Source organism: Agarivorans albus (genome assembly GCF_019670105.1).
GTDB lineage: Bacteria > Pseudomonadota > Gammaproteobacteria > Enterobacterales > Celerinatantimonadaceae > Agarivorans > Agarivorans albus.
Genome location: NZ_AP023032.1, coordinates 2,323,894 through 2,336,251 on the forward strand (window position 1 = coordinate 2,323,894; position 12,358 = coordinate 2,336,251).

Consider the following 12,358-nt stretch of genomic DNA (forward strand, 5'->3'; position numbering starts at 1 on the left):
TAAGTTCACTGCTTAGCATTACTTTTGAGAAGGGCCTTCTTTTGGCACTTAAACCTACTATCTATAAATTGCGAATATCTCTATCGGATTTAAACCGCAATTACTACGACACCATTAACCTCACTATTGCTCAGCATCCTTCAGAAACCCTAGAGCGGATGATGGCGCGCACAATGGCCTTTTGCTTGAATGCCGAAGCAGAATTAGAGTTTACCAAAGGACTTAGTGAAGTAGAGCAACCCGACATTTGGCAAAAATCTTTAGAAGGTGACACCTTACTGTGGATTGATGTTGGCGAACCAAGCCCAGAGCGAATCAAGAAAGCAAGCAGATCGGCTAAACGCGCCAAGGTATATAGCTTTAATTCAAAATCCGATACCTGGTGGCAACAAACAGAGAATAAAATCAACCTGTTGGACGCAGAAGTATGGCAGTTGAGTTGGGATGAAATGGTCAGATTAGCCAGCTTTACTCAACGCACCATGGATATGTCAGTCACTATTACCGAAGAATCTGCTTATGTAACCAGCGATGAAAACGAAATTGAGATTCACTGGAAGAACTTAAAGTAGTTTTTGAATAAAGGAAGCTTAGGCTTCCTTCTTAGCCGCAACACTTTTTAAACTTTTTACCACTTCCACAACTACACGGGTCATTACGTTTAGGCGTTTTTTCAACTACTTTGGTTGCTGGCTTGGCGATCAATAGCTCTAACTGCTCAGTGTTTTCTTCAGCTTCGGAATCTACCGTAACGTTTATCGCAATCCCATACTCTGCAGCACGCAGTTGAAGTTCCTCTTTTCGTTCTTCAGTGCTTACCAACAGCGGCAAAGGGTTTTCTTCGGTTCCAATTTTTACATCACGCTTTGTGTTAAAGCCGAAGCTTTCATGTTTTGGTTTTTTCTCGATACGACCTTTAAAAAAGAACTTAGACATGAATGTACTCCCAGATAAAAATATTTAGAGCAGGCTTATACAGCAATATTTTACACAAATAAACTAAAACGGAAGTTGTAGGGTCGTAATGAGGGGCATCAAAGAAATAAGCTCAAAAAAAAGCCACTTAATAAAAGTGGCAATACAAAGGCAAAACATATTCAACCAAATGTTTAGGGTTGGGAGTGGCCATAGCCAACCACTCTCAAGTTGAACAGAACGCGAGAACTAGTCGTTGTAACGATTAGTTAAGTAAATTAAAGCACTTACTCGGTGATTTAGTTACTGTCAATGTTAACAGTTTGACAAAGTCCAGTGTTCAAGCTACCTATAATTTAGTTTGTTAATTAGCTATGTAATGATCAACGGAATCAACGCATCCATGCCGTGTCTGCGGTTCAAAATTGAATTTCTCATTAATCGAATACCCGAGCTTAGACTTGGCTAAACTCAACAACGATGAGTTTAAAGGTTTTCGATATCATCTAAGCAGTGCTTAGCTTTGTTAAGCACTTCTATGCGTTGCTGCTCAGACTTTTTAAGCCATGAGCTAAACACCATTTTGGTTCTTGGATTGTTTCCCATCTGGTGCTGATGTTTGTCCATAAAGTGCCAATACAAGGAGTTTAAGGGGCAAGCTTGGTCTTCAGTGGTTTTATTCACTTTGTATAAGCAGTCGGAGCAGTAATCACTCATTTTGTTAATATAGTTACCACTCGCAGCATAGGCTTTAGAGCCCACAATGCCACCATCTGCAAACTGGCTCATACCTCGGGTGTTAGGCATTTCTACCCATTCAATAGCGTCGATATAGATCCCTAAATACCAATCGTCGACAAAGGTAGGGTCAACGCCAGCCAATAAACAAAAATTTCCTGTAACCATTAAGCGTTGTATATGGTGGGCGTAAGCGTAGTCTAGCGATTGCTTGATAGCATGCTGCAAACAATTCATTTTAGTGTCGCCAGTCCAAAACCAACTTGGTAACTGTCGTTTAGCCTCTAAAGCATTTAGTGATGCGTAGTCGGGCATGTTTGCCCAATACACACCTCGTATAAACTCGCGCCAGCCGATAATTTGACGAACAAAGCCTTCAATCTGGCTGATATCAATCCTGCCTTCGCTTCGTTCAAACGCTTCGATTGCCGTTTTTACTACGTATTGAGGACTAATTATTTTTGCGTTTAAGGCAAAAGAAATCCGCGAATGGTACAAGCTCCATCCATTATCTTTTCCTAATAGAGACAACTTACCAGTCATTGAGTCTTGGAATTGTCCAAAACGGGGTAAACACTGCTCGCAGAAAAAACTTAGCAATTGTGTTGCTTGTTTTCGGTTAACTGGCCAAAGTAGTTGAGTATAGGAGTGTCCGATTGTACTTATCTTATGTTTATCAATTCTTTCAAGAATACTGGTAACGTCATTTGAAAACAGTAAAGGCGCAGGAACATTAGCTAAATCGTCGGTCTTGAGTTTATTGCGATTATTAGCGTCATAATTCCATTTACCACCAAGCGGTACCTCCTTGTCCATCAGCACATCAAAACGAAGTCGCATCTTGCGATAAAAGTTTTCCAAACGATGACTTTTACTCGCTTGAAAATATTTGCCAATTTCCTCATCGGGCAAGTAAAAGTGTTCAGTGCTGTAAGCAGCGGAATTTAACGGTAGAGACTCACTAAAGTTTGCTAGCTGTTCTCTTAACCTATATTCGTCGGGCAGTTGATATTCAAAACGTTGAATACTGTAGCTTTCTATTAAGTGGTCTAGTAGTGCAGGCAACTCTTTAAAGGGCTTGGTATCGTCCAAAGTTAAATGAGCAACTTGATGACCAGCGGTCTGCAAAGCAAAGGCAAACTGCTGCATTGCGGCAAAAAAGGCGGCTATCTTTTGTCTATGGTGCACTGTATAGCAGGTTTCTTGGTGTAACTCTGCAATCAGGTAGAGTGTTTGCTCATCCTGCTGTTTAAACCAACTATGGCTGGCATTTAGCTGGTCTCCTAATATTAAACGTAATGTTTTATAGCTTTTTTTTGCCTGCAAAGTCATGGATGTACTCGTTTTTAGTTTGATGTTTGTTGCCAGCACAGCGTTTAGAACAATATTTAACCTGAGCCCAATCGCGTTGCCATTTTTTTCGCCAGCTAAACGAACGCATACATACCGGGCAAACCTTTCGCGGAAGCTGTGACTTATTCATCTATTCGCCCCTATGTTGTGCTGCAACTTTACGCCACTCACCGTAAACACCTTGGTTGTTGAGTCTTAAACACGTGTAAGGTGTAACGAATAAGCCATTAGGAAAGTTCACTCAAACAGTCTAAGTGGCTAATTAGTGGCAAGTTGCCTTCTAGTTGATGTTAGGAGGTGAAGCGCTTGCCCAGTGCATTTGCAAGTTCCATGGGGGAAAGAATAGCCAGCAGTAGAACTACTGGCTAAGGTGGTTTAGTTAAAGGTAGGTTCTATCTTAATAGCTGCAATATCAACCAAATTAGTTGCACCATCGCGCGTATCGGTAAAGGTACTATTGGCATTTAAATAGCTCATATTGTAAAAATCGTGCAGTGATAAGCTGTAAGTTCCGGCCTCAAGATCCGCAACTAGAGGCGTAGAGTAAACTAGTGGTTTAGTGTTATTAACGGTGCGGGCATGTGGCATTTGTACAACGCCTTGCGCAACAATGTCTGCATCGCTATTTGTAATAACCATCCACTTCACCGCATTGGTCACACCTAAGTTAATTGCATTGTGGTCATTGTGATACTTAAGCTGAATATTGTAGTGGCCATTTACAGCAACTTGCAGGTTACTAAGGGCTAAGCTGTCGTTAGTCTTTCCCCATTGGCTTAAATAAGCCTGGGTAATTTCTGTATCAGCTGGGCTTACTTCAACGTTGCTAACCAGCCTAGCGTCATCTACGTTAATCTCTTGGCCTGCTGCGTAACATAGTGGCGCGCTGCGATGCGATACATTGCCAGAGCTGGTAAATACAGCCTCGGCACTATAACAAGCTGCTACACCTTGCTGTGGGGCAACACTATCTTTGTATTCTCCTAAGCCTTGGTTACTGGCTATCATTTCTCCATTTCGGTAAATACGGTAAGTGCTTGCAGTATTGTTTTGATTATCGCTGATCTCCACAGCCAACAAACCATTGTCTAAAAATACCCGTTCAATCATTGGCTCTATAGGTGCGAATACTGCTGGGTTTACACTATCTAAAGGCTCAGCGCTAACCATTGTGATATCGCTACTCCCGGTATCAAGATCAGCTAGATTGATCACGATATTATTGGTATCTGCCAATGCACTCCAATCTATCGTCGTACCCGAGTTTACCCCGTTTAAGCTGACAGTTTGCACAGGGTAATAGCCGCTATCTTGGCTTGCTGTTGGCAAGTTGATTTGCAGATTAATGGTATGGCCACGAAGGGTTAGCCCTTCTAAATTAATGGTACTGCTGTCGGCAAACATATCTCTTCGTAGTTTACTGGTGATAAAGGGTTTAAGGGTTAAACCGTCTTCACTAGTATGCACGCCAAATACACTGTCTATTACCATTCCTAGGTATGCACCAACCGACCAAAGCTGCCGGGTGGAGTTAATCACCGGACCAGACAAACCTGGATTATCGATATCCAATAAGTTGGGTTTTAAGCTTAACCACTCAAGGTTTTCCATGTTAGAAATGTTGAGTGAGGCTGCTCGTATTAAGGTATCGTAAGCGGCGTCTGCAACTGCAACATTGTTGGTAGCAATAGCTGCTTTTAAGCCATATGCCGTTACAAATGGCCAAACCGCTCGGTTATGGTAAATCGCTATATTTGGTTGTTGGGGGAAAATGACCGGTGCGCCTAAATCACCATGCGGATAATTGGCCACAACACTTGCTGCGCGTGTTTCATCGGCAATGCCGCTTACTACAGCTAATGCTTGTCCTAACCAATCAAATTTATACAGCGGCGCTGTATCTTGATGTCCGGCAATAATACTGCTGTACAAGCCTTTGTCTGCTAGCCAAAATTCTTGGTTTATAGCGATTTTTAACGTATTTGCCCAAGATTGATACTTTGCTGCTTCTGCGCTGTTGCCTAGCTCGTTCGCTAAAGATTCTGTCAGTCGCATTGCTTTATAATGCAACACGTTGGTTGATAAAGCCTTGCTGCTACCCAAGCTTGCGATGTCGTTTACTATCCAACTTGCATAGCTTTGCTCACGCCAATCTAAGAACGACTGTTCACCACGGTACAAACCATCTTGCTCATCAAATGCTGCTACTCGGTCATTTTCTAAGGTATTCACTAAGGCCGAATAAGCTTTAGCGACAAAAGTGCTACGGGCATCTCCAGTTAAGTTGTGTAACAGTTTTTCGGCTCCTAAGGCCCAAGCTACTCTATCGGTACTAATAGGCCAACTGCCACCGGTGCCGGTATCTTGGACTATTTGTAATCCATCATTAGAGCCTTTAGCAAAACTAGGTTTACTAAGTCCTTCACGATAAGGAGAAAGCTTAAATTCTAATGAATTTTGAACTCGCTGCGGGTCAACTAAAGCTAAACCAAGGTTAGCTGCGTAGGATAAGTCTCTTGTCCAAACATAATGCCATTTTGCACCTGTTTCAAAGCAATCACAGTCAATGGCTTCGCCACCGTTATAGTTGTCGTCCACAATCTCACTAACACTATTTTGAACTGTCTCGTTGATAGCCAAAGCAAACAGGGCATCAAAGGCAATATTACCTGTACGTGTTTTAGCTTGGTCAGCTAGTTCTTTATAAACAACGTAGTTATTGCCTGGGTCTCGTAAGTCTTGAGTGGTAGATTGAGCGTATTCTCGTAGCTCATCACTGGCAGTTTTAACCGAGAACTTAGCTTTACTTGAATCATCATCTAATACATTGTCATAAACCAGTTCGGTGCTTAACTCATGGTCTAAATGGGGATCAATCGTTACATCACCACTGCCATCGGTTTCGGTAACTGTAAACATCAAAGCAGAGGGTTGGCTTGCATCAATATTAAATTGGTAAAAGCCGGTTTCGGTTACAAAAAAGCTGCTGTTAGGTCCGCCATTACTAAGGACATAAGTCTCATCAAGCCTCGCTACAACCGGGTTATCAGCGTCCAGTACCCATTCGCTAGACCAGTCGGCATAGGCAATTTTGAATTCATGATTACCCGGCGAAATTTGTTTAGTAAGCTGGTATTTATTGTCACCTAAGTATTTAAGTTCATCGTCGCTAGTCCAGCCGTTAAAGCCGCCACGCACATAGATCTTTTGTGCTAAAGGTGGAATATCTTCGCTATAGCTAAATACCGGACTGCTTAAATCATCACCTACTTTAAGTACAAAATCGTATATGCCTGCGCTATTTAACACCAAAGCCATATTGGCAGCAGCTTCGCCGGTAACAAGGGGATATTCTGTATCAGCACTAAGTTGAGTAAGCTGATCAATGTCAGCGGTAAAGGTTGTTTCCAAGGTCCAGTTTTCGTCAGCCACTTTAAACTCATGTACGCCAGCAGCAAACTCTGTGTTGTCTAAACGGTATATGTCGCTGTCGTAAACAAGTTGGAATTGCTCTTCAGCTGACCAACCACTAAAACTTCCTTTCAGATACAAGGGCACGGAGTAGGGGGCTAGGCTTACGCAAGCTGTACCTTCCCCGTTCGGCGTTTGAGTATCAGGGCAGTTTAACGTTTCGTCATCAGACAAGCAGCCATTCAATATTAATACAGACGCAAGACTTACTAAGCCTTTGCCCATAATTGGTAAAGTCTTCATTCAATTTTCCCACTTTAGCTATTGATTTAATGTCTTTTTTCTAATGAAAAAGTACATGTAAGGTATAAAACCTTAATGATAAGTATATCGATAGAGAGTGTGAGGAAAGTGAAGCCCTTCACGATTCCTTGTTGACTCAAAACTCATTTATCTTTTTGTGAAGCTACGGATATCGAGCAACACCTATGGTTAAACTCGATGGATAAGCTGACGATTTAGCCGCACAAGCTTACTAATCTTGCTAAATATTCAAATACTTAAACACAGTAACTGGACTAAACTTATTATTGTTTTTATAAACAGCATTGGTCGAAATAGTCTATTTATCGAAGGGATTCAAAATGACAGATTTAGACATCAATAAAGCGCTTGGCAAGTTAGTAGAGAAAATCGACCAAGTAGAAGGTATCGTTGTTGAGCAAGGCACCAACAAAGCTTGGCATGCGTTAGACCAAGGCGCTAAAAAGCTTCTTAGTAAGATTGGTGTTGATGCCGCTGAGTTAAAAAACCTTTTTGCTTTTATCGATCAAGTTTCGGCAGATCCTTCACTAACCTTAGACCTTGAAGAATGGCAAGTCCCCCTAGGCTCTGCACTATCCATAAAAGGCCGAGTAGGGGGGCACTTAATTATCGATATAGTGCTACCGAGCGATGCTGAACAATATAGCGATTTTAAGCAAACCAATATGGCCACGGTTGCCATTGACCAGCAGTTACAAATAGAAAGTGGTGTAAGCATAAACCTGCCAGTTAAAATCCTTAACATCTCTAGTAACGCAGAAGGCCACCTTAAATGGCAGGTAAAAGTAGTTTGTGCAGTTGCCCACGATCAAAAACTTATCCGCTTTTTAGGGCAACTAGCTAAAGAAGCACTACCGCTGTTTTCACTAGAGTCCTTATCTAATGTAATTAATGCGCAGTATTCTAGCCATGCAATTCAAGGCGTAGTTATCCAACAAAATAGAGCGCTATCTGCTTCCGCCACTGCAACTTTGGGCCATGTTTGGAGTGTATCTGGTAACAACAAGTTACTCGATGTAAAAGTTAACGCCAGTGCTGGTGCTTCATTCAAAGCCAGTTACGCGTTTAGCGGTGACTTTAAGCTGGTAATAAAACCTGCTGATATTGGCGTGCAAATAGCGCTTTATCAACTTACCAACAGCACTAAACAAGCTGGGCTTAGCTTAGATGCATTAATAGAACTGCATGGCCTAGACAAAGTTGCAGAAACCTACTTAGCAGCGCCGTTAAAAAAATTAGAGGGCGAGGCTGCACAGTTACAAACTTTGTTAGAACGTTTTAAGGAACCTGGCACCTGGTTACTACAAAACATTGATGAGCATTTCGCCCAAGCAATTAGCGACGAAGATTGGAAAGACATCGCGCTATTGTTGGCCGATGGTGACAGTGATGGATTAGCAAAGCAGCTAGGAGCAAGGGTAAAAGATAAGTTGGAGCTAGCCTTAACCACCCAACCTTTAGAGTGGTTGAGCAAACCCGATGAAACCTCGCAAAAAATAAGTGACTACCTGCAACAAAATACCTTTCTAACGCCTGCATTATCAAAGCGCTTAAAACTAAATGATTTACTTACAAAAAACTGCATCAAAGCCAAACAAAAGCTGGTAGACGAAATAGCCGCTATTGCCGATAAATCTCAGGGGAAAGTCGCGCCCTTACTAACCCCGCTTAAACAACTAAAAGAGGCTAAAACAGAGTTAAAAGATCAGTTAAACAACCAACAGTTAGCTTCAACTTTAAATGACTGCGTAACTCGATGGTTAGAACAATACAACAAAGCACGTACTACCTTTAGCCAAGCCATTAAAAAGGCAGGTGAATTACAATTAGGTTTATCGGTTTACGGCTCTAGTAGTAAAGATAACGGCGAACAAGCCATGTTAAGTTTTAAGCTAATAGAAACCAGCGCTATAGAATGCCAAGATTTGTATCAAGACCTACTTCTAGGCAAACCTATAAATCTAGACGCACTACAATTAATAGAGCGTGATGGTCAGCTTAGTGATTTATCAGGCTGGTTAGTTAGCAGCAGCAAAATCAGAAAAGAAATTGGCCTTAAACTTAACCTAGGAGACAACTTCCAGTTTTCTCAGCAAAGCCTTATAGAGAAAGTCGCCAGTGCAAAAGTCGACCATACCGGTCAGCTACTGGAATTAACTGGCGAAAGCGTAATAAGACACCAATCAAAAACGCTTAAAGAAAGTAGAACTGCTGAATTTGTAAGTGCATTTGATGTACTCGCAGCCTTAAAGTTTGGTGCCAGCCCCAACATCGGTATTGGTTTAAGCTTTGAAGACAAAGGTGTAATGACCCCAAAAGAAATGGAACAGTTTTTAGCACCCTTAAGCAATACAGCATTTCCACTAATAGACCGAACTAGTTACTTATTAGCTTTACAGCAATTTAACCTGCTTTACCAAAGCCAGAGCTTGTCTCGTTCAATCATCGAATGCCAGTTAAATTTGGATGCCAGCGATATCCACGGACTGGCAGCAGCCAATGAAACTGACATAGAAGCCAGTGCCATCGAGTTACTTTGTAATATGACCCTGTCGGGCAACGAAAGAGGGCAAATAGCCCACGAAAGTAAAATTGCAGAGCAGAGCAAAGCTCAACTAAACGCTTTTCTCGATGCCAGTTTAACCAGTTCTGCGCCAAGCAGTGCGCAATCCTCCTTCAAACAACTACAGCAACGTGTAAAAGACATACTGGCTAATGCACATCGTTTATCAACATTTATTGGTATCTATCGGAAGCTAAGCCAGCAAATAGAAAACCTGCAGACTAACGACACAAAAGCCTATATAAAGCTAGTTAACCAAGCCAATGATGAGCTCGTTGCTACCATGAAGTCATTCATTAAAGTACAAGGTTGGTTTAGCGGTTTGTTTAGCGAAGCAATTCCTAAAACTACAATTATTTTGTTAATTGTACTAGCGAAATACTTAGGTAGGGATGAACCCTTATTAACGCCAGTTATTTCTTACGATAGCAATGGCAAAACCCAAGTGCTTTAGTCGTTAAGCCGTGCACATACGTAAACAGTGCACGGCTGTTAAACATGGCAGCCTTGCAAATCTATGTTCAAGCTCCAAGAAAGCCTTTAATCCGATCGCCAAAGGCCCGATAAACGTCTTTATCTGTCCAATACAAAGTATGGCTCCACGGTGTATTACCGCTAATGGGTCCGCCGACACTCACGCATTGGTCTATAACAAATTGGTAGCTGGGGCCAAGCTCTTTTAGCGGCCAGCCTAGCCAATCGTCTCCATCAAAATAGTTTAACCAACTAAACTCGATGCTCGGCTTGGTAAAACACTCTCGTGTTTGTAAGCCGCCTAAAAATAGGGGAATATTGCATCCTGTTGTGAATAGCAGTTTTACTCGGTTCCCCTTTAGATAGGCTAACTTATCGTCGTCGATGTTTTGTAAAAAATCGTTGTGATTTTTGTCCCATACCTTGGCATCGTTTCTATTTAGGGCATCCCAAAAGTAGTTAGAAATAACTTGTGCCCCAAGGCTATGGCAAATAATCACTACGGGAACATTTGTGTTAAAACCACATTCGTTCATACCCTTAAAAAAGGCAGCTTGTACCGCTTTTATAATCTCCATGTAGTCGTCAGTTTGCCTGCGTCCAGCTACTTCTAAACTTGTAGCATCTGAAAAAGAGTTCATAAAAAACCGACGACCAAGGTTTGATAAGGTACTAAATCGATTGTGGTAGGTTTGCCAAATATCGTTAATCAATTGGTCTTGTGGCGCTTGTAATGCCGAGTAATATTTTACTCGCTGCAACGACACTTTATTCATTACATCGTTGCCAAGATACTCAGTGAGTTTTTCTTCTAAGCCATCGGCAAAGTTAGGTTTTCGTTGTCCCATTCCATGTACGGCTAAAACGATAAGCTCTTTCATAACAGTGTCCTTTTTAGGGCTTACTAAAAATATCTATTACGTTGTAAGAGGCTGCTGAAAAGAGTGTTCAGTAAAACTAGGCCTAAAGAAATTCTAGGCCATTCTGCAATACATAAAGTGCTATCCAAATTAAATATGTTTTAAGTCAATTAAATGTCATGCATTTTGTTCGAATGACTTAGCCAAACTACTAAAGCTACATAGGCATAAGCTTAATTAAGCAATTTCGATTTATGCACTCGCAGTGCAAGGTTAAAACTTTAGGTTTATTACACTAGCCAAAATTTTCTATTTTGGTTTTCAATGAACAAAAATCTATTGGCTTTGGCCATATCTAGCATGTTTGCCTCACACGCCATGGCCGGAGGTATATTGCTGCACGAAGTAGCTACCTTCGACAGTGTCTCTTCGGCGGGCGTTAGCAACCCCACCAACAACAAGGATGCAAGCGCGGCTATTACCAGCCCAGCTGGCTTGTCTTACATCGAAGAAAGTAGCTTTACTTTAGGCATACAGTATCTCGATGCTTATTCTAAACATGTTGGGCAGCTACCAAACACAGAGCTTCAGCTGTCAACTTACGGTGAGAATAAGTCCTTTGTGCCAAGTTTGGCTTATGCAACTCGTTTAGATGAGCAATGGGTAATTGCAGCCTCGTTACATGGCGATGGCGGTTTGGGCATGGACTACCAAAACGGCCGAGCAGGTTTAGGCATAATAAACCTAGAGTCCCAAGAAGCGCTAAACTTGCATCTTGCAGCCGCATATCAAGTAAACGACAAGCTCCATTTGGGTGGGGCATTAGTTGTGCAACATCTAATGACAAGTGTTGATTTGAATTTGGGCGATATAAACGCGAACGGTGATGTGTCCAGTACTGCAGCCAGCTTTATATTCTCAGGTATGTATCAGCTAAACCCGCAAACCTTATTATCTGCAAACTATAAACATCGGGTAGATCATCAAGATACTCATCTTGATCTAGATGTATCTAATGACCAAAGCATCCCGCTTGATGTTGGTGTTGTTTGGCCTAGCCGTTTAGATCTTGGTATTTCCCATTCTTTAAGTAATCAGTTCACTGTTAAAGCTATGACAGGCGTTGAAAAGTGGTCAGACTTTAATAGCGCTGAACTCGATGCAAACAACGTTTTTAGTGTAGGTACAGCTTTGGCCTATCAAGCTAATGATTGGGTTTACCAAGCGGGAGTGCGTTACGACTCACCCATGTTTGATACAGAAGATATGGTGCCAGAACTAACTATTTCTCAAAACTGGTCTGCAGGCATTGGTGCAGAGAAAACCAGGCGTAATGGGCATAGGTTTGGCGTCGCTTATGAATACCGTCACCTCGGCAATCATGACGTAAATTATTCAATGAGTGAACAAACTAACAGGTATTCTTACTTTGACGGCCGAGTAACAGAAAACCGTATTCACGTATTAAGCTTTAGTTATGCTTATTAATTGCTAAATGTTCTTTGATACCGTCGCAACAAACACGGGCGTGACTAGCCCTATGCTGCTTGCGACTGTTTAGATTTAAACACCAGCAATAAAGTATTAGCGCTAAGCGTTTAGCTGCTTAATCTAATTACGTTCAGCAGTAGTGAGGGCGATTATATAAGTTATGATAGCGCTTAAGCCTTTTAATTGACCTAAAGCATAATTAAACGAAAGCTTGATATAGACCTAATTA

At 41.7% G+C, this 12,358-nt stretch carries 8 protein-coding genes; 3 read left to right on the top strand and 5 right to left on the bottom strand.

All coding sequences use genetic code 11. The features are described 5' to 3' along the window. The first annotated feature begins 41 nt into the window (after positions 1 to 41). Positions 42 to 572, top strand: coding sequence for a YaeQ family protein (locus K5620_RS10695; RefSeq protein WP_016401461.1), 531 nt, complete (start codon positions 42 to 44; stop codon positions 570 to 572). Between the two features lie 31 nt (positions 573 to 603). On the opposite strand, the gene K5620_RS10700 is transcribed toward K5620_RS10695, so the two are convergent. The 4 genes from K5620_RS10700 to K5620_RS10715 all read right to left on the bottom strand — a co-directional run bounded on the left by K5620_RS10700 (position 604) and on the right by K5620_RS10715 (position 6,720). Further along, the gene (locus K5620_RS10700) at positions 604 to 936 is read right to left on the bottom strand and encodes a PBPRA1643 family SWIM/SEC-C metal-binding motif protein (protein WP_016401462.1); all 333 of its coding nucleotides are present in this window, start codon (positions 934 to 936) and stop codon (positions 604 to 606) included. Positions 937 to 1,401: 465 nt separating this feature from the next. After that, entirely contained in the window at positions 1,402 to 2,985 is a 1,584-nt protein-coding gene (locus tag K5620_RS10705; protein WP_016401463.1) for a cryptochrome/photolyase family protein, read from the bottom strand. Continuing rightward, positions 2,957 to 3,136 carry a DUF2256 domain-containing protein gene (locus K5620_RS10710; protein ID WP_040307081.1) on the bottom strand — a complete coding sequence of 60 codons (180 nt, stop codon included), beginning with the start codon at positions 3,134 to 3,136 and terminating at the stop codon, positions 2,957 to 2,959. The genes K5620_RS10705 and K5620_RS10710 overlap by 29 nt, the downstream gene beginning before the upstream one ends. 245 nt (positions 3,137 to 3,381) lie before the next feature. Next, positions 3,382 to 6,720, bottom strand: coding sequence for an alpha-L-rhamnosidase-related protein (locus K5620_RS10715; protein ID WP_016401465.1), 3,339 nt, complete (start codon positions 6,718 to 6,720; stop codon positions 3,382 to 3,384). Between the two features lie 341 nt (positions 6,721 to 7,061). Here K5620_RS10715 and K5620_RS10720 point away from each other — a divergent pair, with 341 nt between their 5' ends. Beyond that, positions 7,062 to 9,758 (top strand): hypothetical protein, encoded by a 2,697-nt coding sequence (locus tag K5620_RS10720; RefSeq protein ID WP_016401466.1) that lies wholly within the window; start codon positions 7,062 to 7,064, stop codon positions 9,756 to 9,758. A gap of 67 nt (positions 9,759 to 9,825) precedes the next feature. On the opposite strand, the gene K5620_RS10725 is transcribed toward K5620_RS10720, so the two are convergent. Next, a complete protein-coding gene (locus tag K5620_RS10725; protein ID WP_016401467.1) occupies positions 9,826 to 10,659 on the bottom strand; it encodes a hypothetical protein in 834 nt (277 codons plus the stop codon). 303 nt (positions 10,660 to 10,962) lie between these two features. Between K5620_RS10725 and K5620_RS10730 the strand changes: the two genes are divergently transcribed. After that, entirely contained in the window at positions 10,963 to 12,126 is a 1,164-nt protein-coding gene (locus tag K5620_RS10730) for an OmpP1/FadL family transporter (protein ID WP_016401468.1), read from the top strand. Positions 12,127 to 12,358 lie beyond the last annotated feature (232 nt).

What these genes read in the sequence shown, in the direction of transcription:
- K5620_RS10705 (WP_016401463.1), bottom strand. Translation starts at nt 2,985, where the DNA reads ATGACTTTGCAGGCAAAAAAAAGCTATAAAACATTACGTTTAATATTA.
- K5620_RS10715 (WP_016401465.1), bottom strand. Translation starts at nt 6,720, where the DNA reads ATGAAGACTTTACCAATTATGGGCAAAGGCTTAGTAAGTCTTGCGTCT.
- K5620_RS10710 (WP_040307081.1), bottom strand. Translation starts at nt 3,136, where the DNA reads ATGAATAAGTCACAGCTTCCGCGAAAGGTTTGCCCGGTATGTATGCGT.
- K5620_RS10725 (WP_016401467.1), bottom strand. Translation starts at nt 10,659, where the DNA reads ATGAAAGAGCTTATCGTTTTAGCCGTACATGGAATGGGACAACGAAAA.
- K5620_RS10720 (WP_016401466.1), top strand. Translation starts at nt 7,062, where the DNA reads ATGACAGATTTAGACATCAATAAAGCGCTTGGCAAGTTAGTAGAGAAA.
- K5620_RS10700 (WP_016401462.1), bottom strand. Translation starts at nt 936, where the DNA reads ATGTCTAAGTTCTTTTTTAAAGGTCGTATCGAGAAAAAACCAAAACAT.
- K5620_RS10730 (WP_016401468.1), top strand. Translation starts at nt 10,963, where the DNA reads ATGAACAAAAATCTATTGGCTTTGGCCATATCTAGCATGTTTGCCTCA.